The sequence below is a fragment of the Kitasatospora sp. NPDC004614 genome (genome assembly GCF_042873675.1).
Taxonomy (GTDB): Bacteria; Actinomycetota; Actinomycetes; order Streptomycetales; family Streptomycetaceae; genus Kitasatospora.
Window position 1 is genome coordinate 207,728 of sequence record NZ_JBIALR010000007.1, and the last position, 26,886, is coordinate 234,613.

At 69.9% G+C, this 26,886-nt stretch carries 24 protein-coding genes and 1 tRNA gene; 6 read left to right on the forward strand and 19 right to left on the reverse strand.

The annotated features are described in order from the left end of the window. Positions 1-265: 265 nt before the first annotated feature. Both ACFYST_RS18005 and ligD read right to left on the reverse strand, forming a co-directional pair. The gene (locus ACFYST_RS18005; RefSeq protein WP_387642368.1) at positions 266-454 is read right to left on the reverse strand and encodes a YegP family protein; all 189 of its coding nucleotides are present in this window, start codon (positions 452-454) and stop codon (positions 266-268) included. 129 nt (positions 455-583) lie between these two features. Then, positions 584-1,528, reverse strand: a complete 945-nt coding sequence (gene ligD / locus ACFYST_RS18010; protein ID WP_387863388.1) for a non-homologous end-joining DNA ligase — start codon at positions 1,526-1,528, stop codon at positions 584-586. Between the two features lie 138 nt (positions 1,529-1,666). Between ligD and ACFYST_RS18015 the strand changes: the two genes are divergently transcribed. Beyond that, a complete protein-coding gene (locus ACFYST_RS18015) occupies positions 1,667-2,206 on the forward strand; it encodes an AAA family ATPase (protein WP_387863391.1) in 540 nt (179 codons plus the stop codon). Between the two features lie 51 nt (positions 2,207-2,257). Here ACFYST_RS18015 and ACFYST_RS18020 read toward each other — a convergent pair whose 3' ends face one another. The 9 genes from ACFYST_RS18020 to ACFYST_RS18060 form a co-directional block, all read right to left on the reverse strand. Then, positions 2,258-2,488, reverse strand: a complete 231-nt coding sequence (locus tag ACFYST_RS18020) for a hypothetical protein (RefSeq protein WP_387863394.1) — start codon at positions 2,486-2,488, stop codon at positions 2,258-2,260. A gap of 46 nt (positions 2,489-2,534) precedes the next feature. Then, positions 2,535-3,197 (reverse strand): Type 1 glutamine amidotransferase-like domain-containing protein, encoded by a 663-nt coding sequence (locus ACFYST_RS18025; protein WP_387863397.1) that lies wholly within the window; start codon positions 3,195-3,197, stop codon positions 2,535-2,537. A gap of 101 nt (positions 3,198-3,298) precedes the next feature. Continuing rightward, positions 3,299-4,621 (reverse strand): aldehyde dehydrogenase family protein, encoded by a 1,323-nt coding sequence (locus ACFYST_RS18030; protein WP_387863399.1) that lies wholly within the window; start codon positions 4,619-4,621, stop codon positions 3,299-3,301. Positions 4,622-4,808: 187 nt separating this feature from the next. After that, positions 4,809-6,620, reverse strand: a complete 1,812-nt coding sequence (locus ACFYST_RS18035; protein WP_387863402.1) for an asparagine synthetase B family protein — start codon at positions 6,618-6,620, stop codon at positions 4,809-4,811. Beyond that, the gene (locus ACFYST_RS18040; protein WP_387642352.1) at positions 6,613-7,200 is read right to left on the reverse strand and encodes a hypothetical protein; all 588 of its coding nucleotides are present in this window, start codon (positions 7,198-7,200) and stop codon (positions 6,613-6,615) included. Before ACFYST_RS18040 ends, ACFYST_RS18035 begins: the two co-directional genes overlap by 8 nt. Positions 7,201-7,219: 19 nt before the next feature. Then, positions 7,220-8,053 (reverse strand): hypothetical protein, encoded by an 834-nt coding sequence (locus ACFYST_RS18045; RefSeq protein ID WP_387642350.1) that lies wholly within the window; start codon positions 8,051-8,053, stop codon positions 7,220-7,222. Then, a complete protein-coding gene (locus tag ACFYST_RS18050) occupies positions 8,050-9,198 on the reverse strand; it encodes a hypothetical protein (RefSeq protein ID WP_387863404.1) in 1,149 nt (382 codons plus the stop codon). The genes ACFYST_RS18045 and ACFYST_RS18050 overlap by 4 nt, the downstream gene beginning before the upstream one ends. Beyond that, the gene (locus tag ACFYST_RS18055; RefSeq protein ID WP_387863406.1) at positions 9,195-10,265 is read right to left on the reverse strand and encodes a hypothetical protein; all 1,071 of its coding nucleotides are present in this window, start codon (positions 10,263-10,265) and stop codon (positions 9,195-9,197) included. Before ACFYST_RS18055 ends, ACFYST_RS18050 begins: the two co-directional genes overlap by 4 nt. A gap of 157 nt (positions 10,266-10,422) precedes the next feature. After that, entirely contained in the window at positions 10,423-11,079 is a 657-nt protein-coding gene (locus tag ACFYST_RS18060) for a cupin domain-containing protein (RefSeq protein ID WP_387863409.1), read from the reverse strand. A 104-nt stretch (positions 11,080-11,183) separates the two neighbouring features. Between ACFYST_RS18060 and ACFYST_RS18065 the strand changes: the two genes are divergently transcribed. Continuing rightward, positions 11,184-11,447 carry a hypothetical protein gene (locus tag ACFYST_RS18065; protein ID WP_387642338.1) on the forward strand — a complete coding sequence of 88 codons (264 nt, stop codon included), beginning with the start codon at positions 11,184-11,186 and terminating at the stop codon, positions 11,445-11,447. Positions 11,448-11,502: 55 nt separating this feature from the next. On the opposite strand, the gene ACFYST_RS18070 is transcribed toward ACFYST_RS18065, so the two are convergent. Continuing rightward, a complete protein-coding gene (locus ACFYST_RS18070) occupies positions 11,503-12,900 on the reverse strand; it encodes an NADP-dependent succinic semialdehyde dehydrogenase (protein WP_387863412.1) in 1,398 nt (465 codons plus the stop codon). Positions 12,901-12,970: 70 nt separating this feature from the next. Continuing rightward, a tRNA-Cys gene (locus tag ACFYST_RS18075) sits at positions 12,971-13,041 on the reverse strand. A 230-nt stretch (positions 13,042-13,271) separates the two neighbouring features. Here ACFYST_RS18075 and ACFYST_RS18080 point away from each other — a divergent pair. Together ACFYST_RS18080 and ACFYST_RS18085 are read left to right on the forward strand one after the other, a co-directional pair. Next, positions 13,272-13,718 (forward strand): helix-turn-helix transcriptional regulator, encoded by a 447-nt coding sequence (locus ACFYST_RS18080; protein ID WP_387863564.1) that lies wholly within the window; start codon positions 13,272-13,274, stop codon positions 13,716-13,718. A 10-nt stretch (positions 13,719-13,728) separates the two neighbouring features. After that, on the forward strand, positions 13,729-14,142 hold the full coding sequence (locus tag ACFYST_RS18085; protein ID WP_387642332.1) for a VOC family protein: 414 nt from the start codon (positions 13,729-13,731) through the stop codon (positions 14,140-14,142). A 68-nt stretch (positions 14,143-14,210) separates the two neighbouring features. Here ACFYST_RS18085 and sph read toward each other — a convergent pair whose 3' ends face one another. Then, positions 14,211-15,188: a sphingomyelin phosphodiesterase gene (gene sph / locus ACFYST_RS18090; RefSeq protein ID WP_387863414.1), complete on the reverse strand. Its 978-nt coding sequence runs from the start codon at positions 15,186-15,188 to the stop codon at positions 14,211-14,213. Between the two features lie 189 nt (positions 15,189-15,377). Between sph and ACFYST_RS18095 the strand changes: the two genes are divergently transcribed. After that, positions 15,378-16,109 carry a Clp protease N-terminal domain-containing protein gene (locus tag ACFYST_RS18095; protein WP_387863417.1) on the forward strand — a complete coding sequence of 244 codons (732 nt, stop codon included), beginning with the start codon at positions 15,378-15,380 and terminating at the stop codon, positions 16,107-16,109. A gap of 54 nt (positions 16,110-16,163) precedes the next feature. On the opposite strand, the gene ACFYST_RS18100 is transcribed toward ACFYST_RS18095, so the two are convergent. From ACFYST_RS18100 to ACFYST_RS18120, 5 genes are all read right to left on the reverse strand, one after another. Beyond that, complete coding sequence (locus ACFYST_RS18100; RefSeq protein WP_387863420.1) at positions 16,164-17,696, reverse strand: tetratricopeptide repeat protein; 1,533 nt, start codon at positions 17,694-17,696, stop codon at positions 16,164-16,166. 320 nt (positions 17,697-18,016) lie between these two features. Then, positions 18,017-19,201 carry a Wadjet anti-phage system protein JetD domain-containing protein gene (locus ACFYST_RS18105; RefSeq protein WP_387863422.1) on the reverse strand — a complete coding sequence of 395 codons (1,185 nt, stop codon included), beginning with the start codon at positions 19,199-19,201 and terminating at the stop codon, positions 18,017-18,019. After that, the gene (locus tag ACFYST_RS18110; protein ID WP_387863425.1) at positions 19,182-23,657 is read right to left on the reverse strand and encodes a hypothetical protein; all 4,476 of its coding nucleotides are present in this window, start codon (positions 23,655-23,657) and stop codon (positions 19,182-19,184) included. The genes ACFYST_RS18105 and ACFYST_RS18110 overlap by 20 nt, the downstream gene beginning before the upstream one ends. After that, on the reverse strand, positions 23,650-24,486 hold the full coding sequence (locus tag ACFYST_RS18115; protein WP_387863427.1) for a hypothetical protein: 837 nt from the start codon (positions 24,484-24,486) through the stop codon (positions 23,650-23,652). Before ACFYST_RS18115 ends, ACFYST_RS18110 begins: the two co-directional genes overlap by 8 nt. After that, entirely contained in the window at positions 24,483-26,015 is a 1,533-nt protein-coding gene (locus ACFYST_RS18120; protein WP_387863567.1) for a hypothetical protein, read from the reverse strand. Before ACFYST_RS18120 ends, ACFYST_RS18115 begins: the two co-directional genes overlap by 4 nt. 229 nt (positions 26,016-26,244) lie before the next feature. Here ACFYST_RS18120 and ACFYST_RS18125 point away from each other — a divergent pair, with 229 nt between their 5' ends. Continuing rightward, complete coding sequence (locus ACFYST_RS18125; RefSeq protein WP_387863569.1) at positions 26,245-26,865, forward strand: GNAT family N-acetyltransferase; 621 nt, start codon at positions 26,245-26,247, stop codon at positions 26,863-26,865. The last annotated feature ends 21 nt before the right edge of the window (positions 26,866-26,886 follow it).

A 26,886-nucleotide genomic window follows, 5' to 3' on the forward strand; every position in this document is an offset into this window, starting at 1 on the left:
CAACCCCCTCGTCCGGTCCGCATTCGCTGCCTTCAGCATGCCGCAGTGCGGGCCGGCGAACCGTGATGGCGACGAGCCCGTGACAACCCGCCGGGTCGGTCACAGGCTCGCCACAGGGGCCGCAGGTGCGGGCCCGGTGTGCTCGGCGGTGTGCTTGGCGGTGTGCTTGGCGGTGTGCTTTTCGGCGCTCACGCCGCACGTGCCGGCGCGCGCCGTTCGTGCCCGGTGCTCACGCCGCTGGTGCTCCGCGCTCACACTGCCCGGGTCACGCGTTCGCGCCGGTCTCCTGAAGTTGCGCGTACGGTGCGAGCTTCCGGATCGACTCGATGCTCTTCAGGCACTGTTCGCGGGACTCCTCCGGCTCTCCGGTCACCACGATCGATCCGTTGCTCGCCTTCAGGCGGAAGCGGTGGAGACCCTGATCGTCTACGTACAGTTCGAACTTCCCAGCCATGCCAGTGATTACCTCTCGCTCGGGTAGCCCCCCGGTCAACCCCCTGCAACGGCACCGTACGGACTGCCCGGGAGCGTCGCGCGCCGGGTCGGCCATCCGGTGCAGCGGTGTGCGGGCCGGGCTCTTGCGTCAGGCCGGGGGTTCGCGGACCACTTCGGCGGCCGGGCGGTCGGTGCGTACGCCCTGGTAACGGGGCGCGCGGAGCCGGCCGTCGCGGGTCCACTCGGTGAAGCCGACCTGCACCACCAGTTCGGGCCGCACCCAGTGCGAGGTGCGCAGCGGTACGTCCTCGGCCGGGTCGAACGGGCTGACGGGGGCGGCGAGTTGGAGTAGGACGCGGTGCAGGGCGCGGAGCGTGCGGGTGTCGAAGCCGGTGCCGACCTTGCCCGCGTAGCGCAGCAGGCCGGGCTGGTGGCCGGGTTCGTGGTAGCCGAGCAGCAGTGCGCCGAACGCCTCGCGGCTGCCTGCCGGTTCGGTCCAGCCGCCGACCACGAACTCCTGCCCGCGCTCACACTTGAGCTTCAGCCAGTCGCCGGACCGGGCGGCCAGGTACCGCCCCGCCGCGCGCTTGGCGATCAGGCCCTCCCAGCCGTGCGCGCACGCCTCGGCGAGCGGGACGGGGACGCCCGGTTCGGCGGCGGTGTACTCGGACAGTCGCAGCGGCTTCCTGAACTCGACCGCCTCGGTGAGGAGTTGCTTGCGGTCCAGCAGCGGCAGCCCCGTGGTGTCGTGCCCCTGCAGGGCCAGCAGGTCGAACAGCACGTACTCGACCGCGACGCCGCTGGCCAGCGCGCGTACGGGATCGTGCAGCCCCATCCGCTGCTGGAGCCGGGCGAAACTGGTCCGCCCGCCCTCGAAGGCGACGATCTCGCCGTCCACCGCGAACCTCGGCACCGGCTGCGCGGCGAGCGCCGCCACCAGCTCCGGGTAAGCGCTTTCCAGCTGCTGTCCGGTCCGCGACCGCAGGGTCACCCGCGCGCCGTCCCGCACCGCCAGCGCCCGGATCCCGTCCCACTTCCGTTCCAGCAGCCACCCCTCGTCGAACACCCGCCGGGTGCTCGACACCGCCAGCATCACTCCGCCACCACCGCTCACCCCGCCAGCCGTTCCCGCCACCCGCACCCCGCGAACCGGCCCTCACCCGCCCGGCGGCCCGCCCCGCGCGCGCTAGGCTGACGCCCCGACCGGGACCGAAGGGAGTGGCCGCCCGTCATGCCCCGCTGGATCCTCACCGGCGCGCCCGGCGCCGGAAAGACCACCGTGCTGCGCGAACTCGCCGCCCGCGGCCACGACGTGGTGCCCGAGGCCGCGACCGACGTCATTACCCGGGAACAGGCCGCGGGCGACCCGGAACCGTGGACCGCGGACGGCTTCGTCTCCCTGGTGCTCGCCCTGCAACAGGCCCGGCAGAACCCGGCCCCGCCGCCCGGCCGCCACCGGCTGTTCGACCGCTCACCGGTGTGCACCCACGCCTTGGCCGTCTACCTTGGCCGGCCCGTCCCGCAAGCGCTCGCCGCCGAGCTGGAACGGATCGTCGACACCCGGACCTATCGGCGCGAGGTGTTCCTGATCAGCCCGATCGGATTCGTCACCCGCACCGCCGCCCGCCGGATCGACTACCGCGCCTCACTGGACTTCGAGCGCGTCCACCGCGAGAGCTACCGGCACTTCGGCTTCCACCTGATCGACGTTCCGCCCGCGCCGGTCCCCGATCGGGCCGACCTGATCGCCGCCGCCTTGGCGTGCCGGTGACGCATGGACCGCTCCATCGGACCGTGCGCCCGCCGTTCGTGCGTCAAGCCTTCAACGTTCGCTCCAGGAGCGGCCGTTGATCGGCAGGAACTCCAACTGCTCGCGCCCGCCCGCCGGTTCACCCGCCGGCAGTGGCGCGTGCGCGAACCCGCCCGCTTGCAGCGCCCGCAGAAACCCGTGCAGGGCAGGCGCGTTGGGCCCGGCCGGGCGGTCCACTACCGCTCCGCGTCGTAGCACCGCGCCGGCGTTGGCCAGCCCGCCCGTCAACTGCTGCTCATCCATTCGTTGATCGTCCCACCGGGCCCGGGGGAGAGGGCTGTCCGAGCGTTCAGAAGAGTCGCCAGTGGCCCTCGGAGACGATCTCGACGACTCCGTCGGCGACCTTGACGGCGGTCTCGTCGTCGATGGCGTAGGCCGGGTTCGGTAGGGCGGCCGCCCAGCGTTCGGCGTCGGCCATGGTGTTCTCCGGCAGGGCCGGGTGGTCCAGGTGCGGGAAGAGGGAGAAGTCGACGAGGCCCAGGGTCTCGTCGGTGCCCGTGGGCGACTTCCACTCGACGAATTCCGCCCCGATGCGGGGCGTCATCACCATGCTGCCGGCGCTCAGCCCGACCCAGACCTTCTCGTGCAGGGAGGGGAGCAGCTCCGCCAGGCCGGACTGGCGCATCCAGTGGCACAGGTACAGCGCGTCACCCCCGTTGGCGAGCAGGACGTCGGCCTGCTGGACCCAGGGCAGCCAGCGCTCGGCGCCGATGCTGGGCAGGGCGGTGAGTTCCAGGACGCCCATGGATTTCCAGCCGAGTTCGCACATCGGGGTGGTGGACCGTCCGGTGATGAAGCGCCACGCTCCGGCCGGGCTCCCCATGGGGTGTCCGTAGCTGGCGGTGGGGATGCACAGGGCGTCGGCCTCCTCGACGGGCTTGCCCAGGAGGTCGACGAGGGCCTGCCGGATGCTCGGGTTCTTCACTCCGGCGGAGGTGAGGAGCAGTTTCACGATGCCTCCTGCGCAGGGCGATCCGTCCCTGCGGATAGGGTCCTGGAGCCCGCCCCGGCGGGGCGGGGCGTGGGTTGTCAGCAGTGTGGCACGCAGGTGGGTCAGACCAGGCGGGCCGTGACGGTCTTGGGCCGTTGGTATTCGCGCAGGGCGAGGGTGGAGAGGTCGGTGCCTGCGCCGGAGCCGCGGCGGCCGCTGTGGGGGAGTTCGGCGGACTGGGCGAGGTGGCAGTTGAGCCAGACTTCGCCGGCGGAGAGGCGGTCGGTGAGGGCGAGGCCGGTGGTGAGGTCGGTGGTCCAGACGGAGGCGGCGAGGGCCTGCGGGACGGATTCGGCGAGGGCGACGGCCTCGTCGAGGCCGGCGGCGCGCTGGACGGTGAGGAGGGGGCCGAAGACCTCCTCGACCACGGCGGGGTCGTCGGCGGGCAGGTCGGCGAGGACGGTCGCGGGACGCCACAGGCCGTCGGTGCGGCCGGGCGCGGTGAGGGCGGTCCGGGCGGCCGATTTGGCCACGATCCGGTCGTAACGGGCCGCCTGGTCGGGGTTGTTGAGCGGACCGAAGTCGCGTCCGGCGTGGCGTTCGGCCATGGCGGCGGCGAGCGCGGTGACGGCGTGCTCGTACGCCTCGTCGAGGACGATGACCCGGGCGGGCGCTGCGCAGCTCTGGCCGGCGTTGTAGGTGCTGGCGGCGGCGAGTTGCTGCCAGGTGTCGGCGGGGGCGTCGGGCAGCACCAACACCGGGCTGTTGCCGCCGAGTTCGAGGCTGACGGGGGTGAGGCCGGCGTGGGCGGTGATGTCGGCGCCCGCGGCGGGGCTGCCGGTGAACGCGATCAGGTCGCAGCCGGCCGGGACCAGCAGCCGGCCGGTCTCCCGGTCGCCCGGCAGGGCGGTCAACACGCCCGGCCCGAGGGCCTGTTCGGCGTGCTCGGCGAGCAGCAGCGCACTGTCGGGGGTGGTCTCGGCGGGCTTGAGGACCACCGTGTTGCCGGCGGCCAGGGCGGGGGCGCAGCGCCAACCGGCCATCAGCAGCGGGTAGTTCCACGGCACGATGGCCGCGACCACGCCGACCGGCTCCCAGCGGACCCAACTCTGGTGCCCGGCCAGGTAGTCGCCGGCGGCGGGGGAGGTGCCGGCCCGGACGGCGCCGCCGTAGAACCGGAACAGGTCGGCGACCTCGGCGATCTCATTTGCTGCCTCGGTGACGGGCTTGCCGGTGCCTGCGCACTCGGCGGCCAGGTAGTCGTCCGCGTGCTGCTCGATCAGGTCGGCGAGGGCGGTGAGCCGGCGGTGCCGCTCGCGCGGGGTGAGCGCGGACCAGGCGGGCCGGGCGGCCCTGGCGGTGGCGACGGCGGCGGCCACCTCGGGCCCGCGGGAGGCCTCGAGGGTGCGGCGGTGGGCGCCGGTGCGGGGGTCGGTCAGCTTCATCGGGCGGTCTCCATCAGGGGCGCAAGTTGTGGGCGCGCAGCCAGGGTTCGAGGGTGGGCGGCGGTGCGTCAGTGGTCACAAGTCGTAGGCGCGCAGCCAGGGTCCGAGGGTGGGCGGCGGTGCGTCAGTGGTCACAAGTCGTGGGCGCGCAGCCAGGGTTCGAGGGTGGGCGGCGGTGCGTCAGTGGTCACAAGTCGTAGGCGCGCAGCCAGAGTTCGAGGGTGAGCAGTAGCCACAGCTTGCCGCCCTGGCGGGGCAGCAGCAGGCCGCCGCCGCGCATCCAGGTCTCCACGGTGTCGGCTCGGAACAGGCCGCGGGCTCGGGCGGTGGGGCCGAGCAGCAGGTCGGCGGTGTGTTCGGCGAGCGGGCCGCGCAGCCACTGCTGCACGGGCACCCGCATGCCGCTCTTGGGGCGGTAGGTGACGGTGTCGGGCAGCAGGTCGCGGACGGCCTCCTTGAGGATCCACTTCTCCTCGGTGGCCCGGAGTTTGAGCGTCGGCGGGGTGGCGAACGCGTGCTCCACCACCTGCCGGTCGAACAGCGGCGAGCGGCCCTGGATGCCCTGCGAGGAGGTGAGCCGTTCCACCTTGGTGAGGATGTGGTGGGCGCCCTTGGTGCGCAGGTTGCAGTGCAGCAACTGGTCGAGCAGGGAGGGCATTCGGCGGTCCGTGAGGTACGGCGCGACGTGCCGGCGCGGGTGTGCGGCGGGGCCGAGCGCGTCGAGTTCGGCCAGGGCCTCGCCGGTGAGCAGGACCGGCAGGTCCTCCCAGCACTTGCGGTAGGTGTGCAAGTAGGCGTCGGCGCGGGCTAGTTCGGACGGGTCGTCGCGGAGCAGCTCGAACACCAGCATCGGCAGGTTCTTCGGCCCGCCGAACACCGGGTCGCCGCCCTCGCCGTTCAGCGACACGCTCAGCCCGTCGCCGGCGACGGCCTCGGCGAGCATCAGGTTGGGCACGGTGAGCGGGTCGCCGACGGGGCTGTCCAGCAGCGCGACGGTGTCGGCGAGGCGGGCCGCGACCTGCTCTCCGGGCACGGTCAGGACGCGGTGGCGGGTGCCGCAGTGCGTAGCGACCAGGCCCGAGTAGCCTAGCTCGTTGGGCAGTTCGTTGCCGAAGCTGATCGAGTAGGTGTGCACCGGCCGGTCGTGCAGCCGGGCGGCCAGTGCCGTCACCAGCGAACTGTCCACCCCGCCGGACAGCAGGACGGCCACGTCCTCCCCGTCCGGCAGCCGTCGGGCCACCGCCCGCTCCAGCAACTCCCGGAGAACAGAGCCATGGTGACTGATCGTCAAATCAGCATCGGGTGAACCGGCCTGCGGCTCCCAGTACTCCTCGACCCGCACCTCGCCGTCCGCGCCCAGGCGGGTCACCTTGCCGGGCAGCAGTTCGGACACCCCGCGCAGCAGCGTCTCGGTGCCGGGCAGGTAGGCGAAGGTGAGGAAGGAGCGGACGGCGGCGAGGTCCAACCCGGTGTCCACGTCCGGGCGTTGGCGCAGGTGGAGGAGCGAGCTGGAGACCGCCCAGCCGCCGTCCCGGGTGCGGCAGTGGAATGCTGTGCGGGCGCCCATCTGGTCGCGGATCAGTATCAGATCGGGGCCGTCCAACACCGCGAGGGTGAACAGGCCGTCCGCCGCCCGCAGCCCGTCCGGGCCGAGTGCCAGCCAGCAGCGCAGTAGCAACTCACCGTCCGGGCAGGCCGGTTCGGCGGGGTGCCCGGCGGCGGCCAGCGCGGCGTGCAGCTCGTCCCGGTTGTGCAGGGTGACTTCGCCGACGGCGGTGCGGCCGTCCACGGCGAACGGGCCGTCCGCGAAGCCGGGCATTCCGGTCAGCAGGGCGGCGGAGACGCAGCGGCCCTGGGTCTCGAACGGGCCTGCCACCAGGCCGGGTTCGGGGCGCCGGGGGCCGGTGGCGGGCAGGGACAGCACGGAGTAGCGGGCCGGGCGGTGCGGGGCCCGCGGCCCGGTGGGTGCGGGCGTGGCCAGGCGGTGCGACTCAGCCAAAGTCATCACCGTCCCAGGCGCCGCCGTCCGCCGGGCCGCTGCCGTCGTCGCCGTCCCCGGCGGTGCCGAAGCCGCCGTGGTCGTCGAACCCGTCGTCGAACCCGCCGCCGTCACCACTGCCGCCGTCACCACCGGCGCCGTCACCACCACCGCCGTCGCCGCCCGAGGAGCGGGCGCGTTCGGCCTGGCGGCGCAATTCCTCCTCCTCGTCCATCGACAGCAGTTCCGGTGCGTAGTGCGCGGCCGCGATGCCGGCGCCCAGGCCGAGTGCGCCCAGCACCACGCCGAGGCGGCCGGGGAACGAGCTGCGGTTGACCAGCACGTAGCGGCCCTGGCCCCACACGGTGCGGCCGTAGCCGATGTCGCGCCCGTAGCTCTTCCGGCCGTCGGTGTGCGAGCGCTTGACCAGGTCGCGGCCGAGCCGCTCGTCGGTGCCGGAGTCGCCCCGGTCGTCGCGCCAGTGGATCCGGCCGTCGGGGTGGCGGGTGCGCCATTCGTTGCGGCCGTCGGAGTACCGGCGGTGCACCGTGCCGTCGGCCAACAGCTCGTCGCTGTAGGTGATTTCGGGTGGCTGGGTCATTGTCCGGAGTCCTCGGGGGTCAGGGCGTCGGCCAGGTCAGGAAGCCGGTGTCGCGGGCCCGGGTGGGCGCGGCCGGACGGGCGGGCGGGGCGAAGCCGCCGCCGCGGACGGTGCGCAGCACGGTCCGCAGTAGTCGGGCCGGGCGGACGGCCGCGAGCTCCGCGACCCTCCCCCGGGCCAGCCAGTTGCGCTCCGCGGCCGGGAGTTCGGGCGGCAAGTCGTCGGCGTCGCAGGGTGGTTGACCGGCGAGCGCGGCCAGGTGCAGGGCGGCGGCGTGGCGGGGCAGCAGGCCCATGGTGCGCACCCGCAGTCGGGGGCCGGCGTGTTCCCTTACCCGGCGGAACAGCTCCAGCCCGGCGGGCGAGGCGTCGTGCAGCACGTGCACCACCGCGCCCTCCGCCCGTTCCAGCGCGGCCAGCAGTCGGGCGTCCAGCGGCAGCCGTTCCGGAGTGAGGATCGGACAAGCGCCTTCCAGGTGCAGGCGGTTGGCGAGCAGCATCGCGGCGATTGCCGGATCCTGACAGACCAGCAGCCGGGGGAACGCGTAGTCGTACAGGTCGCCCTCCGGTCCCGGCCGGTGCGGGCGGGGCGCCACCAGGTCGGGCAGTACCGGTAGTTGGGGCTGCCGGGCGAGGGAGGCCGCGAAGCGCTCCGCCGACAGCAGCGGCCGGGTGGTGTAGCGCAGGCGGTGCGGGCCGCGGTGCAGCGGCAGCAGCGTGCGGTCCGTCTCGTAATACAACTGCCGTGCGGTGAAGGCGAGATGGCCCGGATGCGCGCAGCGTTCGGCGGCCCGCCGGACGGCCCGGTCGAGCAGCCGGTCGGGTATCGGGGTCAACCCGCGTCCCTCCGTCATCGGGCACCGTCCGCGGGCTGGGCCGACGGGGCGTCGGCGGCCGGGGGCGGCGCGGGCCGGGCCTGCGGGGCGTTGGCGGTCGGGGGCGGCACGGGCAGGGCCTGCGGCCAGGTGAGGAAGCCGATTCGCTGGGCGCGGCGCCGGGTCTCGGCCGCCGTTGTGGGGTCGGCGAGGGCCCGTTGGACGGCCTTCTCGGCCAGGGCGAACAGCTTCGGCGGCGGCATGGCGATCAGCGGCGAGTACCAGCCGGCCGTCAGCCAGTCGCGTTCCCGGCCGGTCAGCCGCTGCCAGCCCGGGGAGGCCGCCAGCGCCGCCGGAGCCGGCGATCCCGTCCGGTCACGCAGCCGCACCGCCTTCGCGGGTTCGAACACCGCGCGCGGTAGCAGTCCGCAGTCCACCACCCGGCGCCCGGGCAATGCGGCCCGGACCGCCACCGTCCGGGCCAGCGCCGACAGCGACAGGTCGCGCAGCATCGCGACCGGCAGCGCGGCCGGGACGTTCGCCAACTCGTCCACCAGCAGCACCTGGTGGCGTTCGGCGAACTCGTTGGCGCGCAGGAAGCCCGCCACGGACGGGAGTTCGCACAGCAGCACGGCCCGGGCCTCGACGGTGCCGGGCTTCGGGTCGGGCGGAGGGTGCTGCAACAGCCCGTCCGGCAGCCGGAGGTAGACCTCCCGCCAGCGGTCGATGACCAGGTACTGGAACCAGGTCGGCGTCAGCCGCGGATGCAGCGGAGCCCCGGCCCGTGTGCGCCACGCCCGGTGGAAATCGCGCACCGCACGCGTGGCCGCGGCCGCCGCGCAGAAGCCCAGGAAAAGGAACCAGGCTTCGCTGTCGATGCCCGCCGCCACCGAACCGGCCGCCACCGCGCACACCGCGGCGACGGTGCCGATCACGAGGTGCTTGCGGTGCTCCTTCGGGCCCGGAAACCCGTACAGGCGACGCTCGTTGAGCCAGTACAGCTGCTCCACGGTGATCCGCAGGCCGCCGCCGGTGCCCTTGGCCACCAGCTCCCGGAACTTGAGGTCGTGCAGGCGGCCGGGCTCCACCTTCGGGTCCAGTGCGAACGGCCGGCGGCAGCGCGAGCAGCGGTGCCCGTGCCGTTCGCGCCGGCCCACGCTCTCCCGGCAGTGCGGACAGATCACCGCGCACCGCCCGGCGGCCAGGTGAGGAAGCCGATCCGCTCGGCGCGCCGCCGGGTCTCGGCCGGAGTCTCCGCGGCAGGGGCGGGTACGGCGACGGCCCGTTCTACGGCCTTCTCGACCAGCGCGAGCAGCTTCGGCGGCGGCAGGGTGATCAGCGGCGAGTACCAGCCGTTCGCCAGCCAGTCGCGCTCCCGGTCGGCCAGCCGTCGCCAGCCCGGCGAGGCGCCCAGGGCCGACGGCGCCCGGCGCGGCCCCGCGTTGTCGCGCAGCCGGACCGCCTTGGCCGGCGCGAACACCGTGCGCGGCAGCAGCCCGCAGTCCACCACCCGCCGCCCGGGCAGCGCCTCCCGGACCGCCACCGTGCGGGCCAGCGCCCTCAGTGACAGATCACGCAGCACCACCACCGGCAGAGCGGCCGGGACGTTCGCCAACTCGTCTACCAGCAGCACCCGGTGGCGCTCCGCGAAGTTGTTGGTGCGCAGGAAGGCCGCCACCGGCGGGAGTTCACACAGCACCACGGCCTGCGCCTTGACCGTCGTCGGCTTCGCACCGATCGGCGGGTGCTCCACCAGCCCGGCCGGCAGCTCGCGGTAGACCTCGCGCCACCGGCCGACCACCCGGCGCTCGAAATCGGTCAAGGACACCTGCGGCCGCATCGGAGCATCGGACCGGAGCCGCCCCGCGCCCCGGAACTGCTGCACCGCCAGGCTCGCGGCGACCAGCGTGACCGGGCCCAGCAGGAACCAGGCGAAACTGCCGATCCCGATCGTCAGCGAGCCGGTGATCACCGCGATCACCACCAGCACGGCGCCGCCCACGACGCTCCCGGCGCGCTCCTCGCCGCCCGGAAAGCGGTGCAGGCGGCGCTCGTTGAGCCAGTACAGCTGCTCCACGGTGATCCGCAGGTCGCCGGTGGTCCCCTTGGCGACCAGCTCGCGGAACTTGAGGTCGTGCAGCCGGCCCGGCTCCACCTTCGGGTCGAGCGCGAACTTGCTCTTGCAGTGCGAGCAGGTGTGTCCGGTGCGCTCGCGCTGGCGTCGGTCGGTCCGGCAGTTCGGACAGATCATCGGGCGTTCTCCCGGGTCGGGGCGTGCTCGATCGGAGAGTCGGTCGGTGAGGCGGGTGACGTGGTGGGCGCAGTGGGCGAGATGGTCGAAGTGGTGGGCGCAGTGGGCGAGATGGTCGAAGTGGTGGGCGTGGTCGGCGACTTCGACGGCGCCGACGTCACCGGGAGTCCTCGAGGGCCGCCGCGATCCGGTGCAGCCGGTGCGCCAGTCGCTCCCGCACGGTCACCGTACCCATCCTCTGACGGGACGTCACTTCCCGCAGCGCGGCGGCGAGTTCGCGCTTGCCGCGCTGCTCGGCGACCTCGGCGGTGATCGCGTAGTCCTCGTGGTCGATGCCGTAGCCGGTGTTCGCGGCGAGGATCGCGAGCCGGTTGCCGCTGCGGTTGCCGAACGAGTGCGGCATCAGCTCGGGGATCCGGATCAGCGTGCCCGGCGCCAGGTCAACGGCCACCACCCGGCGGCGCCGCGCGTCGTACAGCCCGCAGGACGCCGGGCCGAGCGCCAGCACCAGGTGCTCACCGCCGTGCGCGTGCGGGGTGAACGCGGTGTGCGGCGCGACCAGGCCCAGCTTGTAGGTGGCGTTCGACGGGCGCTGCGGCGAGGTCGCCGCGTCGCCGATGAAGTAGTGCGCGTACTGCTGGTCGTCGATGAAGCGCAACAGCCCGCTGTCGGGGTCCTGCGGCCCGAGTTCCCGCGCCCCCGCCCGGTCGGCCCGCAGCACCCGCCCGTCCGGGCGCAGCCGGAACAGTTCGGCGCCGTCCGGCAGCGCGGACGCCTGTCGTTCCAGGCTGCGCAGCCCCCCGCGTATCGACACTCGCGACCCCCTCGTCGGTGCTCGCGGTGATGCTACCCGGGCTGCCGGGCGCGCTGACCGGCGCGATACTCGAACAAATGCTGAACTCTGCGGAGGTGAGAGCCATGCCCGCGACTGTTGCCGGAGCCTCGGGACCTCGTCCGGTGCGGGGGACGTACGCCTGGCTGACCGAAAAGCACAACTCTTCGCTGGTTTTCCTGCTGGCCCTCTCGCTGGGCCTGGCCCTGGTCGCCCCGCAGGTGACCGAACTCTGGTTGCTGATCGTGTTCTCGGTGGTGTGGGGCGCGACCATCGTGGCCTTCGTCTCGCAGTTCTGGGGCCGCCACGAACACGCCCACCCGCGCCATCAGGCCCGCCACGCGGCGTGATCACCGATGGGTGCAGGTCCGGCGGCGGTCGGCCGCCGGACCACGCAGCGCGTTCTCAGCCGCCGGACCACACCGTGGTGATGTTGCAGAACTCGCGGATGCCGTGACCGGACAACTCCCGCCCGTAGCCGGAGCGCTTGATCCCGCCGAACGGGAACGCCGGGTGGGAGGCCGTCATCCCGTTGAAGAACACGCCGCCCGCGCGCAGGTCGCGCACGCAGCGCTCCCGGTCGGTCTCGTCGCGTGTCCAGACGTTGGAACTCAGGCCGAATGGTGAGTCGTTGGCGATCGCCACCGCCTCGTCCAGGTCGGCGGCCCGGTACACGGTGGCGACGGGGCCGAACGCCTCGTCGTGGTGGATTTTCATCCGCGGCGTGATGCCGGTCAGCACCGTCGGCAGGTAGTACCAGCCGTCCGTCAGCGCTGGGTCGTCCGGCCGCTCGCCGCCGCAGGTGACGCTCGCGCCGTGCCGGACGGCGTCGGAGACCAGCTCCTCAAGGTCGGTGCGGCCCTGTTCGGTGGCGACCGGGCCGACCTCGGTGGCGTCCGCCATCGGGTCGCCGACCACGAGGTCCCGCATCCGGGCGGTGAAACGGGCCAGGAACTGGTCGTAGACGTCGGTGTGCACGATGAAACGCTTCGCCGCGATGCAGGACTGGCCGTTGTTCTGTACCCGGGCCGTCACCGCCTTCGCGACCGCGGCCGGCACGTCCGCCGACGGCAGCACCAGGAACGGGTCGCTGCCGCCCAGTTCGAGGACGGTCTTCTTCACTTCGTCGCCGGCCACCCGTGCCACCGCACGGCCCGCACCCTCGCTGCCGGTCAGCGTCACCGCCGTCACCCGCTCGTCCCGGATCACCGCCTCCACCGCGCGGGACGGGATCAGCAGCGTCTGGAAGCACCCCTGCGGGAACCCGGCGCGGGCGAACAGCTCCTCCAGCGCGAGCGCCGTGCGCGGCACGTTCGACGCGTGCTTCAGCAGCCCGACGTTGCCGGCCATCAGCGCGGGTGCGGCGAACCGGATCACCTGCCAGAACGGGAAGTTCCACGGCATCACCGCCAGCACCGGGCCGAGCGGCCGGTAGCGGACGAACGCCGACGCGCCACCGGAGTCCGCGATGTCGGCCGCCGCCGGATGCTCGTCGGCGAGCAGCGCCTGCGCGTGGTCCGCGTACCAGTGCATCGACTTCGCGCACTTGGCGGCCTCGGCGCGGGCCTGGGCCAGTGGCTTGCCCATCTCCAGTGTCATGGTGCGGGCGATCTCTTCGTTGCTCTTCTCCAGCAACTCGGCTGCCCGGTGCATCAGTTCGGTGCGCTGCGGGAACGCGCTCAGCCGCCAGGACTCGAACGCGGACTGGGCGCGTGCCAACCGGGCTTCCACGCCTGCTTCGTCCAGCGGATCGAAGACCTCGACGGTACGGCCGTCGGCCGGATTGACGGTGGCGATGGGCATCGGAAAACCACTCCTCCTTCGATGCCGCCCGGCCTCTTCCGGGCGGGGGCGGACCTCGAAGGGAGCGAGGAGGTGGAGACAGGAATCGAACCTATGTACGCGGCCCTGCAAGCCGCTGCCTCGCCTCTCGGCCACTCCACCGGGCTCCCTCGCGTGACTCAAAAACTAGCGGGAGATGCCGGTGAACTGCGGCGCGACGCACCGGCGTGTCGGGCAATTCGCCGAAACCGTCCGCCTGTTGAGGCGTTTCCGGGTCGGGCCGGTGTGATCACCTTTTGATCGACGGTGGGGTGGCCGCCTCACGCCGGGCGATTACCCTGGGCGGCGTGCAGATCGACGACCTGAAGCGGCTCCGCAAGGCCCGCGACACCATGGACCGCGACTACGCCGAACCGCTCGACGTCGCGGCGCTGGCCAAGGTCGCGCTGATGTCGGTCGGCCACTTCCAGCGCAGCTTCCGCGCCGCGTACGGCGAGACGCCGTACAGCTACCTGATGACCCGACGCATCGAGCGGGCGAAGACGCTGCTGCGGCGCGGCGACCTGTCCGTCACCGAGGTCTGCATGGCCGTCGGCTGTACCTCGCTCGGGTCGTTCAGCACCCGCTTCACCGAACTGGTCGGCGAGAGCCCCAGCGCCTACCGGGCCCGCGACCACAGCGCCGCCGAGCACATCACCGCGTGCGTCGCGATGTACCTGACCCGCCCGATCCGCGGCACCGACACCGGCCGGCCGGGCAGCGCGGTCGCCAGTCGTACCGGCGCCGACGCGGCGAAGCCGATCAGGAACGGAGAAGCGGAAGCGGGCGCCGATCAGTAGCGTCGGGGGCATGGACATCAAGCTTTCGCAGTGCTTCATCGCCGTCGACGACCACGACGCCGCGCTCGGCTTCTACCGGGACGCGCTCGGGCTGGAGGTGCGCAACGACGTCGGCTTCGAGGGGATGCGCTGGGTGACCCTCGGCTCGGCCTCCCAGCCCGACGTGGAGGTCGTGCTGGAACCCCCCGTCGCCGACCCGGGCGCCACCGACGCCGACCGGCAGGCCGCCGCCGAACTGCTCGCCAAGGGCCTGCTGCGCGCCGTCAACTTCCGTACCGCCGACTGCGATGCGACGTTCGAGAAGATCCGGGCCACCGGCGCGGACGTGCTCCAGGAACCGATGGACCAGCCGTACGGGGTGCGCGACTGCGCGTTCCGCGACCCGGCGGGCAACATGGTCCGGTTCGCCCAGCCGCGCCGCTGACCCTTCTGGGGATGGCTGCCGCCGGGGAGAGTCCCTGGCGGCAGCCGTCCGCGTGCTGACGGAACCGGTCAGCCCGCGATCAGCGGGTAGTGGTCGGACAGGTCGGTATAGGTGTACGAGGTGCCCCAGCTGCTGACCGTCCACGGCGCGCTGTGGAAGCGGTGCACGGTGTTGGTGTACTGCGCCGGGCGGGCGTGGTCGGCGCGGTAGAGGACGTAGTCGAGGTCCTCCTTCGGCTCGCCGGGGTAGCGGTAGGCGGCGATCGAGTTGTCGACCGTGTCGAAGGAGTTCGCCCAGCCGTCCCGGGTGCTCGCCGGGGCCAGGCTGCCGTTGGAGAGCAGCGCCGGGTACTCGCTGCCGTGCGAGTCGATGTTCAGGTCGCCGGCCACCACGATCGGCTCGCTCGCCGGGATCTGCTTGGCGTCCAGGAACGCCTTCATCGCGCGCAGCTGCTTGCCCCGGATGTCGGCGGCCTGGCCGCTGGAGCAGCCCGAGTCGGTGGACTGCAGGTGGGTGCCGACCACGTGGGTGCGCTGCCCGTTCACGTTGATCTGCGCGTAGACGAACCCCTTGTTGGACCACCAGTCCGAGCCGCACGCGTCCTTGAACACGTACTGCTCCTTGCGCAGGATCGGCCACTTGCTGAGCAGCGCCACCCCGCCGTCCTCCGGCGTGGTGCTGCTGTAGCTGCCGGAGGTGGCGTCCCACCCGCTGGTGGAGCGGCCGACCACCGGCGTGTGGTACGGGTACGCGGCCGAGGCCTTCGACACCAGCGCGTCGGAGGTGGCGTTGTCGAAGGCCTCCTGCAGCACCACCACGTCGTGGCCCGGGAAGAAGTCCGCGCCCGCGATGGCCTGCGCCCGGTAGGCCTGGCCCCAGTTGGGGTAAAGGTTGGTGCTCATCAGGAAGGTGTTGTAGGTGAGCACGTTCAGCGGGGCGACGGTGAGCGGCGCGCTCTCGGCGTGCGCGGCGGCCTGAGGAACCGTCAACAGGGCTGCGGCGGCGGCGAGTACAGCGGCGAGGCGGGTGGTGCGGGTGGCGGGCATGGAGGCTCCGGGGGTGTGGGGCGATCGATGTTGTGCAGTCAACTCGGGCCTTCGTGACGCGGACAAGACACCGGGCGGCGGGCGGGTGAACTCGACCGAAACACCCCCTACCGACGGGTAGAAAACGGCCGCTGCGACAGGTGTCAACCATCGGTTGACACCCCCCAACTGTCAACCTAAGGTTGCCTCATGGCTGACACCTCTGGAGTGAAGACCTCCATCCGGCTCGACGACCTGATCGAGGGCATCAAGAAGTCGTACCCCGAAGCGCTGGACCAGCTGTCCAACGCCGTCCTGGTCGCCGACCACCTCGGCGACATCGCCGACCACCTGATCGGCCACTTTGTCGACCAGGCCCGCCGCTCCGGCGCGTCCTGGACGGACATCGGCCGCAGCATGGGCGTCACCCGTCAGGCCGCCCAGAAGCGCTTCGTCCCCAAGGACCCCGGCGAGGTCCGCGAGATCGACACCGCACAGGGCTTCAACCGCTTCACCCCGCGCGCCCGCAACGTGGTGGTCGTCTCCCACCAGGCCGCCAAGGACACCGGCAGCCCCGAGATCCGCCCCGAGCACCTGGTGCTCGGCATGCTCGCCGAACCCGAGGGCCTCGGCACCGCCTACATCGTCGGCCGGGGCATCACCCTGGACGCCGTCCGCGAGGCCGCCCTCGCCGCCCTCCCGCCCGCCGCCGAGGACGTCCCCGCCCTCATCCCCTACGACGCGGGCGCCAAGAAGGTCCTCGAACTCTCCATGCGCGAGGCCCTCCGCCTCGGCCACAACTACGTCGGCACCGAACACCTCCTGCTCGCCCTCCTCGAACACGAGGCCGGCACCGGCATCCTCACCGACCTCGGCCTCGACAAGACCGCCGCCGAGGCCGCCCTCCTCGAGGTCCTCGCCCAACTCACCCCCGACGCCTGACCGTTCAAGACCCGGCGGGCCCGCCCAGAACGAGGGGCGGGCCCGCCGTCGCGGTCAGGTAGGGAGCATTTCCTTGCGGTGAGCGTCCAGGGCGGCGATGCTGAACCTGGTGTCGGGATGGTGCTCGCCAAGGGTCGCGCTCCGGCCTGAGACCACCGACTCGTACTGATCGAGGGCTCGTTGCGCCTGGCCATTCTCGGCGTAGGCACGGGCGAGAGAGTGTTGGCTGAACAGTGTCTCCGGATGGCCGGCGCCGAGAACCCTCGACTGGGCGTCGACGATTTGCATCAACTCTGTCACCAGCTCGGCATTGTGATACGACTGCAGCTGGATCTCCGCTTTGAGCGAGTCGATCCGCAGGGCCAGCCGGTCGTGCCGGCCCGCCTCGGCGGCATCCCGAAGAGTGGTCAGCCGGCACAGGTTGCGGGTGACCACGGCCATGCTCAGGGCGCTGGCGATGGTGTCGGCGTGGAACTCCCCTTGCCGCGGAAGCCGATAGCGGAATGCGGCAGTGGCATACCGCCAGGCCTGGCCGTTGCCGAGGCGCGCGGCTGCGAGGGAGAGGAGGTCAAGGGTGCGGAGGCGGACTTCGATCGGCACGGCCAGGTAGCCGCTTCCAGGTGGCCACCATGCCCTGCGGAGCGTCAACAACCGGGCGTGAGCCTCTTGGTAGCGTCCCTGGGCCAGCGCGAAGTCCGCTGCTCCGAGCAGACTGAAGCGCCCTTCCCGTGACGTCATGTCCGCCGGATCGATGGCCATCAGTGCGTCGACGCACTCTGCCCAGCAGGGCCAGTCGATCCACTCGGCCGTACCCTCGTTGGCTGGCACACGGTTCAGCAACGCGGACCCGGCCAACCCCGCCGCCCTGCTGCGCTCCGACACGCTGAGCAGGCCACGCATCAGATCGGCCTTCAGTAAGTCCATGGTGACTCGATCGGCATAGCGCTGGACCAGGCCGACCGACTCCGCTGGCTGCAGCGCCTTGTGAAACCGGTATGGCGATGGCGCGGACAGTTCAGTGCTGGCAGGGCGCCAGAGGGAACGGTGGATGTGGCCGCTGGGGTTCGGAATCGGGAGCGGCCCGCCCTTTACGATTGCGAGTGCACCGAGAGCGTCGCGGGTCGTCGGCGTGGTTGAGGCGGGGAGCGCGTCGACGACCAACTGCATTTCGGCGATGAGCGTGGATGGGTAGTCGTCAGGGCCAACGTCCCCGAAAGCCAGATCGGGATGCTGTTCGATCAGATTGACGAAGGTACGGACGGCACAGCCTCTGTGGAGCCATAGGGCGGCGTAGCAGAGTGCCAGTGGGAGATGGCCGAGCCGCGCGGCGAGATATGTCGCGTCCTCTGCGGATAACCCTGTGACGGAGCGGGTCAAGTAGTCGACCGACTGGTCAGGCGTGAAACGGCCGATCTCCACGGTCAGGACGGGCGGGAGCCATTGGCGGCTGTCGCGAGAAGTGACGATGACTCGGACGCCGGAGTCATCCAGCACCCTGGGAAGGTCATCAGGGGTGAGATCGACCGTCGGAAGGAGGACGAGCGGGCGGCGCAGATTCGGAAGTTCGGTTCTTGCGAACTTCTCCAACTGCTCCCGCCGGTCGCCGACGCGGCCGGGCGTCCATGCTCGTGGCCAAAGTCGACGGGCAGTCAATTCTGCTGTCACTTCACAATGGACCAGAGACGTCTTCCCTACCCCGATACCTCCTGTCACCGCCACTACGGAGGAATGCTCCACGCCGGCCACGACCTGCTGGACGAGGGACGAACGATCGACTCGGACCCGGACCGGGCTCGAGCTGGTTGACCTCATGGGGTGTGTCGCTCCCTCGACTTAGCGGACCTGTGTGCGTTCGGCATCGACAGGACTGGCCGTTTGATGAACGAGGTAGGCGATGCGGGGTTACGTCAGCGTACGTCCGTGTACCAGTCCGTCTCCGTGCTGAGCCGATCGAGGCTGACCCATTCCTGGGCGAGACGCTCTCCGCGCAGCAGTAGATCGACCGCCTGCGCCCGGTGTCGGGGGTCCAGCCAGGCGGCGAGCCGGATTGCCTCCGCAGGCTTGATCCGCGCCTCCTTCGGCATGGCTCGTCCGGGGCGGCCGTGGCGCAGCAGCATGTCGTACAGGCCGACTGCTGGCCGAATGTCTTCCAGCCACGGAAGCTTGCGCCTGAGTGCAGTCAGTGGGATGCGCAGGCCAGTGGTGTCGAGGTCGCCGAAGTAGACCACGTGCGAGACACCGTCGTCCGGGCCGAGGCTGCCGATCGAAGCGGTGAAAGTGTTGCCGATTCCCCAGGCGACATAGCCGAGTCCGTGGTCGATGTGCTTCAGCATGTGCGAGATCGACCAGTACGTGGTTGCGTTCTCCACCACCAGGAGACCGCGCCCTGGGCCGGTTCGGTGGTAGCCGCCGCCTTCCTCGTCCAGCGGGACCGTGTCGAAAGCCCGGGTGAGCAGCGGCGGGTCCACCTGAAAAGCATTGACGAGAGGCATCAGTTCATCGGCGTTGGAGAGGATCGGCTTTGGCTTGAGGTCATCGAAGACCTTCTCAGCCGGGTGCTTGGCCTGTTGGAAGAAGGCCTCACCGCCGAAGATCTCCAGCGCGCGTTCCCGGACAGGCAGTGGCCGACCGGTCGGGCTGCTGTGGAACCAGGAGTTCATCGCTGTGTACGCCGCACGAATGGTGACGGTGGTGTAGTGCCTGTCCCAATACGGGGAAGCCCAAGACATTCTGCTGTGCCAGACCGGTTCGGGTGGGACCTGTCGGACTGAGGATCGGTACGGCAACAGCCGCACACGTAGCGGCAGCGGTGTCTTCTCACGGTCTGTCGCGCTGTCCGAATACTCCAGCAGCCCATGACTTCTGAGTTCTTTCAGGTAGTCGGAGAGGAGGCGCCTGGGAAGGGCTCGTTCACGGCCCGACGGCGTAGGCAGACCTTGGGCGGCGTCGAAGACCTCGGTAAGTGACAAATATCCCCGTTTGGTGCCGTCCCAGCCCAAGTCCCGAGCTCGGTCACGCAGTCGGTCCAGCAACTCCACTGCCTGCTCGCTCAGTTCGCCGTCCTCCTGTGGGTCACTCGGGCGAGTCGGCATTGGTCCCCTTCTCCTTGATGAAATAGCGGGTCGCAGTGATGGCCGCGCGATCGTCGTCGCCGTTCAACTGCTCGTCCAGGTAACGCCCGAACACTTCCTCTACGGACAGGTACTTTCGCGCCGCGCTGAGGTCTGCGTCGTTGCGCATCCTGATGACCAGTGGGAAAACGTCGAGTGCTGTGGTGTCGAAGAGGCCAGTCGTGTAGACGAGCTGGACGCCAAGTGCGGTGGCAACAGACTGCTGGAGGCGCAGCAGATAAGTGGCAGAGGCCCGTCCGATCGGATTGTCGAGGAAGAGCGTGCCGGAGTGATGGTTGCCCATTCGGCCACGGTCGTTGGCGCGGAGTGCCGCCATGGTGCAGTAGAGGATGATTGCGGTGGTGAGGGTCTGACCGCCTGAGAAGATCGAGCGGAGTTCTGATACCCGGACCCGCTCGGTGCGCAGCACGGAGTCCGGCTTGAGGATGGAGACCTCGAAGCCTTTGGGTTCGGCCGCGCTCGTTACGCCCTTGAGGATCAGCGACGTACCGGAGCGGCGCAGCTCACGACCCGCGGCGATGGCCGTCATGGTCTCCTCGGCGGCGGCATCGACGATCTCGGCCATTCTGGACCGGAGGACCGCCTCGTCCACTTCGTCGTACTTGATCCGCAAGAACTGCTGCCCGGACCAGTCTCCCAAACCCTTGGGCAGAGCGGAGAAACGCTGGGCTCGTTTCAGAATCTGCAGTGCCTCACCGACCTGCTGTGCGAACTGGTGAACGATCTGAGTCCGGTGGCGGTCGATCGTCGAGAGGTCGTTGACCAGTGACCGCAGCCGGCGTGTCATGGCATCGGCCCATTCCGCGGCGAAGCCGGGCAGATCGCCGCGGTCCGTGTTGAGCATGATTTTGTGGCTTGCCGTGCGAAGGAGCAGGAAACGCTCCTGGCCCGCATGTCTGGCGAGCCGGTCGGCTTCCTTTCGTTCGGATTCCTGTGCGGCGGCGGCCTGCCGACGGGCCTCGTCATAGGCGCTCCGGGCGGCGCGATGCTGGGTCTGCGCCACTGCAAGGTCCCCCGGGAAGGGCGGCGGGGCATCGACCATCTCGGCAGGTTCGGCGTCGGCGAACTCGGGCCAGTCGGCGTGGAACTTCGCGAACATTCGATGCGTCTCCTGGGCCTCGGCCAGGGAGCGCTCCAGCCTGGTGCCGTGGAGGCCCATCTCCTCTACGTTGAGCGCAGCCCGGTCCCGCGCCAATGTCGCTTCGGTGATCTGCCGAAGGCCGTGCGAGATGTGCCGGGGAGGCTCCCAAGGGGTGAGGTCGATCTCCCCCGGCGGGGCCGGGAAACGCTCGTATTCCTCACGGCGAACAACCAGTTTGGCGTGCGACTCGGCTGCACGACTGGCCTGTTCGGGATCGGACAGCTCGGCCAGTCGGCGGGCGGCCTCACGCGAGGCGTGATCGGCTCCCTCGGGCGAGTCCAGCAACTGGCGCGCGCGTGCCACCACATTGCTTGGGTGGTCGCCGAGTTCGAGCGTCAGCTCGTCGGCCTCGTGCTCCGCACGGGTGAGGTCAATCATCAGCTGATCGCCGGCCGAGGCCCGCAGATACGCCTCGGAGGCGCTCTTGTGGCTGCGCCGAAGTACCTCCAGCGGTTCGGAAGGAGGCTCCGTGCTCACCCGTTCGACGGGTTGGATTGTGCCGAGACCGGTGATTTCCTCCGTCAGTCGTGCTGCGGAAGCCCGGTGCCCGTCGGCATCACGAACCCGGTCGGCTGCGCGGGCCCGGAACTCCGCAGCGAGTTCGGCGGCGGTGCGAGCCGCAGTGCGTTCCTGGTCGGCAGCAGTGTGCTCCCGTGTGGCAGTGGCTTGCCATTCGGAGACTCTTGCCTCTTGCGCGGCCAGTTCGGTGAGCTGGTGAACCGTGGCGTCGAGGCGGGGTTGTGCGAGCTGCAGCGGCTTGACCGTTGCGTGCACCTGGGTGCGGCGCAGATTGACGCCGTCAAGTGCGGCCTGCAGCGAGGCGACCTCCTGTGCACCGGCTGTGGCCTGTGCGTCGGCGGCGGCTAGCAGTTCCCGCAGTTCGGCCAGGCGACCGGGAGGGAACTCGCGACGCCACTCCTGAACCCGGGCGCGGAGAGCAGCCGCGTCGTCCCTGCGGGTCGAGAGCACAGTCAACTGCTGCTGCCGGTTCCGGTATCGCAGCTGCAACTGCCGCCGCTCGGCATCTGCAGCCTGCTCGTCGTAGAGGGCGGGGTGAGGCGGAACAACGAAGTCCACTCCACCGGGCGGGGTGTGCTCGACGGTCATGGCTGCAGTGGTACCGACCGGAAGGTAGGACAGCGGGTGCAGTTCGCTGCCACTCAGAAGTTTCTGGGCCTGGGGCAACTGTTCGGGGTCGTTGAGCAGGATGCCGACAGCAAGGTGTGGCACCTTCTCGGCCAGCGAGCGGCGGCGATTCACATTGGGGATCGCAGCCAGATATTCCCATCCAGCCCACGCGGTGATGCCCTCGTTGCGCAGGGAGTCTCTTGCGAGAACCACCTCTGGTTCGGCAGGCAGCAGTTCGTTGGTCTCCAGAGCAAGACGCTTCGGTTGGTCCTGGGCATCGGCCACCTGCAGCTTCGTGATGGCGGCGGTGGCCTGCTCCTGTACCTGGGTGAGTTCAACTGCGAGGGTGTCCGCGGCGGTGTCGAGGACGTCGGCCGAGTAGCCGAGCAACTCGCCGAACGCCGGATCCGTGCGGAGTGCTTCGGCACGGTGTGTTGCTGAGGTGAAGTCCCGTTCGGCGGAGTCTTGGGCACGGATCAGTTCGGCCTGGCGAAGCAGATTGGCCTGCAGTGCGTCGGAGGCCAGTTTCTGATCGTGTTCCAATTGGTCGCGTTCGGCTTCCAGCACGGCGATCCGGGTGGAGTTCGCCTTCGCTGCCGCCGATGCCTGCTCGAGCGCTGTGGGCACCGAAGTGCCAATCGGGAGCAACCCCCTTTCGATTGCCGCACCGATGGAGTCGTTGACCTCGCGGATCCGCGCCTCGGCTGCCGCTGCCGCGGACTCGTGTTTAGCGGCCCGGCCGATGGCCGCGTTGTGGTCGTTCTGCGCGGCAATAGCCTGTCCGGTGGCTTCTTGGGCGGTCTGGTCGGCGATGTCGGACTGGCGGAGCAGCGCTTGGACAGCGTTCTTCAGCGCGACGGCGAGCCGCGCTGCCGCACGGTCGCGAGCGATCAGTGCCGGTTGAGCAGCTTGTTCCGCCGCCGCGACCACGGCGCGGGCATCCTTGAGCCGCTGTTCGGCGGTGAGTTGACGGAGTAGCAGAGGTGTGAGCTGCCAGGCCTTGGCGGTAGTGGCGGCCAGAGCCGCCTCCCGCTTCGCGTCCTGGTGCTCGGCGATTGCCTCGTTCAGCCGAAGTGAGGCGACCAAGCGTTTCAGTTCTGTGATGGTAGTGCAGAAGGCGGAGTGCTCCTTCTTCTCCTGCGCCAGGTCGGTGGTGAGCTGCCCGTATTCGATTTTCATGCGGTGAACGGACTCGGACTCGGCCTCGGCTCGCGCGTGCAACTGCCGCAGTAGCACTGCCATGTTCCGCGCCGCGTGGTGCCTGTGCCGCCGGGCAGTCTCGGCAGCGCTCCGGGAGGTGGCGAGCTTCGCGAGGATCTCTAAGGCGCCTTCGACGAAGTCGCGTTCCAATACCAGCTGACTCCGTTGCCCTAGTTGGCCCGCGTAGGTTTCCAGCAGTTCGGCCAGTTGACGCGGAGGTCCGGCGGGTAGGACGGCGTTCAGCAGAAAGGTGACAAAAGCGGTGTCGCTCGTGAAGGAGAAGGCTTCGGCCGCCTCGCCCTCATCGGCGTTCATACTGCGTTGATAGCGGAAGAGTTCCGGGTCGAGGCCGAGTTCGGTTAGGCGGTCTGTCCATTCCTTGTGCCGTTCGAACTGTGCGTACTCCATGGCGGGATCGTCGAGTGCGGACCTGAGCGCGTCGAGATAGGAAGCGAGACGAACGTACCGGTTGCTGTCGGAGATCGGCAGGTTCTCCAGACCCAGACGGGCGTTGGGCCGGAAGTGGTACCAGCGTTCGACGAGATTGCGGGAGTCGCTGCTTGGCCTGAGGTCCTTCCATTCGGAGACTTTCCCGGTGATCAGTCGGCGCCCGCTCCGGACGTGGGTCCACTCCAGCACAATGTGGGCGGTGTCGCCCTCCAGGACGAAGCGCTCCAGTACGCCGCTGCCCGCGGCCCCGACCGCCATCCGGCGTCCGGGCAGGACCACCGAGAAGATCAGCTTGATGAGGACTGACTTCCCGCCGCCGTTCTCCAGGAACAGGACGGTCGCGGGTGATGGCCGGCGGGCAGCCGTCCCGCCCCCGAAGAATGCCAGCTGGTCGTCCGCTACCGGGCGTCCGACCCCGCTGAGATCGAGTAGGACGTCTTGGTAACGTGCCCCGGCCGGGCCAACGGACTTCAGTAGGACCCTGGAGAGTTCATACACCGGAGTCTCCCTGCGTCGTCTCGCCACTTTGCTCGTCCGACGACGAGCCGATGTACAGGGTTCCGTGCGGTTCCGCAAGAATAGGAACGACTTTCAACTGAAGTAGTTCCTTGAACGCCGTAGTGGAGGCCAATTCGCGGATCTGCACGTTGTAGCGTGGCGTACTGCGGTAGACGGTCTCGCCGTCCACGTCGCCGAGCTCTACCAGCAGACCTTGTTCGGTGAGGAACCTCAGCGCTCTGCTGATGATGCTCGTAGTCGAGTTCGGCGCTGCGCGGTTGTCCTTGGTAGTGGAGACCTCGGGGCGGCGGCTGTACGCGCGCCATGCACGGTCCAGCTCAGGGGCGTCCGCAGGGGTATCCAAGGAATGCTCGACCTGTTCGGCCCGTGACTTGAGCTTTCGGCAGATCTCCCGCACGGTCTGGTCCACGACACGAGCCGTGACCCGGCCCACATAATTGTCGTCGGCCAGATCTGCGGGGCGAGGGAAAACCAGGGCTGCCACTGCGAGGTGGACGATTCCGTGGAGCACTTTCTCGCCTGGCTTGTCCACAGCCGCCGAGCGGGAGTAGTCCTCCATGCGGATCTCGAACACCGAACCCTCGGTGGAGGCCAGGACCACGCCGGTCGCGGCCGAGACCCTGACCACCCGCAGGCCGAACCCGGCTGCGATCCGGGAAGTCAGCAGCTGGAAGTCCTGGTTTTCCTGGTGGCGCGTCACGAGCGCTTGGTAGTCGGCGTCCTGAGATGGGTGGTACCTCGGCCGGAGGCCGAAGGCGAGCAGTTGGGCGGCTTCCTCGGCGTCGGCGGTGCTTGTGGCGACGGTCATGAGGGAGCCTCCTCGGCAAGGTCGATGGTGCTATTCGGTTCCGTGCTATCTGGCGTGAGCTGGATTTCCGCCGTCTGGAGGAGTAGATCGTCCCCACCGAACCGGGGCAGATCGAACGGCTCGCCAGTTCGGACGGCGATCAGGACGCTTGGATCTCCCTGAAGCCGGTGTTGGTTGGCCTGGGGACTGAACGCGTGGACGGCGCGATGAAGCAGGAGGTCGGCGGTGCTGGGCGCGATCTCCTCGGCCTCCGCGAGCAGTTGACTCAGCCGGCGGGGGCGGCGGTGCAGATTGAGCAGGTCGTCGGTGGTGGCCCAGTCATCGATGGTGAATGGCATGCGATCCTCGGTGCGCTGTACTTCCGGCTCCGGGATCTCGGTGCCGAGGCGCTGCCGTTCGGCCGGCGGCCGCAGCAGCCGCGTCACGAGTGAGGGCAGGCCGAGAACGGTGGGTCGCTTCAAGCCGCCGGCGTCGCGGAAGAAATTGGCCCCGAGTGCTATTGCGTCTCGGACCGAAAGTCCGAGCATTGGCGTCAGCAACTGTCCGTGCAGGTCGATTGCGGCGGTACGGGGAGGCTCGACGAACTGCTGCCGGTCTTGTTCGGAGCGGAAAAGGTCGCCGGCAGTGAGCAGCCGGTTCTGCAACTGCATGTGGCGCCGGATACAGTCGCGGACGATCACTACCAGCTCAGCGGCCCGCTGCTTGTGCTGTTCCTCATCCGATTCGTCGCGCGCCTTGCTGATGTTGGTCAGGATATGGTGCTCAGCCCTGTAACGATCCTCGATGTGGTCCAGAGCGTGCTCGAGTAGGGCGGGAACCTCGTTTTCCCAGTCCACCGCCCGGACGTTGCGTGTGGTGGCTTCGAGAAGCTGGCGCAGCATCTCGCCGTACTGCACCGTTCGGTAACGTGCCTGTTCGGCAGCCAGCTTGGCCTCTGCAAGCCGACCTCGTCTGATCAGGCTCTCGAGTTTGACCTCAGCCGCGATCTGGGCGGACTCGACATCGGTGTCGAGGGCCCCGACGAGGACGTTGATTGCTTCGTCAGTGGCGCGTAGGTAGATCTTGCCGTCGGTTCCGACCCGCTCGACCAGCAGGTTGAACTCGAAGGAGAAGCGCCGGTAGACACCGTCATTGTCCACGGCACCGTAGACCTGGCTGAAACTTCGGTCGACCGTACCGATGTTGATCAGTCGTTGCAGGACGTGGAGGGCGATCTCCCGGTGCTCCTTCTCCAGTCGGTCCGGGGCTTGGATCGCGGCGAAACGGGTCGTGTGGGTCAGTACCCGGTCCTGGTCGGCACCGGAATCGAAGTCCATGGCAACGGTGACGTGGTCAATGGTGTGAAGTGCGAGTTCGGCGAGTTGATAGATCTCGGCGTCGACCCATCGCAGGCTGCCCTTGTTGCCGTCCAACGCCTGTAGCGGGGCAGTGCAGGCAAGGGCTTTCGCCCGGCGCGCCAGGCCTTCGTCCCAAAAGTTCGCAGGTGAGGATCTCTTGCTGTCGACCACGGGACGACACGCTAGCCACATTGGTCGGCCGATGTTGTTGAACCTGCGGAAGTTCAGGCCAGGAGGCGACAACTGGGCACCAGGAAACCCGACTATGTCGTGATGTGGCATCGCAAATCGATTGACGGCTGCCTGTCCGTGACGGTTCGCTGCAGCCGTGACCGGGCCGCGCATCGAACGGGCGGCCGACGACGGGGTGTCCGACGGCTCAGGTGTCGTCGGCAAGGGCGTGGACGAGGGGGAGCGGCGGATGGTGTACCGACTCGAAGGGCCGGTGCTGGAAGGGGAGTTGGTGCGGCTGGAGCCGTTGGAGCAGCGGCATGCCGGGGAGTTGGCGCGGGCGGTGGAGGAAGCCCGGGACAGTTATGGGTTCACCTGGGTGCCGCGGGGCGAGGAGGTGGCCGGGTACATCGAGGCGCAGCACGCGCGGGCCGCGGACGGGCGGTTGGCGCCGTATGCACAGATCGCGGTGGGGAGTGGCCGGGCGGTCGGGGTGACGGCGTACTGGGAGCCGCGGACGCTGCCGGACACCGAGGTGCTGTTCGCGGTGGAGGTCGGGTTCACCTGGCTGGCGGCCTCGGCGCAGGGGACGGGCATCAACGCCGAGGCGAAGCTGCTGCTGTTCCAGCACGCGTTCGAGCAGTGGGGCGTGGCCCGGGTGGACCTCAAGACCGATGCGCGCAATGCCCGTTCGCGGGCGGCGATCGCCGCCGTCGGGGCCCGGTTCGAGGGCGTGCTGCGGAAGTCGGCCCGCTCGTGGGTGCCCGGCGAGGACGGCGGGCTGCGGGACGCCGCGATCTTCTCGGTCATCGACACCGAGTGGCCGCAGACCGAGGCCGCCCTCCGGGAACGTGTCGCCCGCTACACCTGATACTTCGTGTGTGGGGGTGGC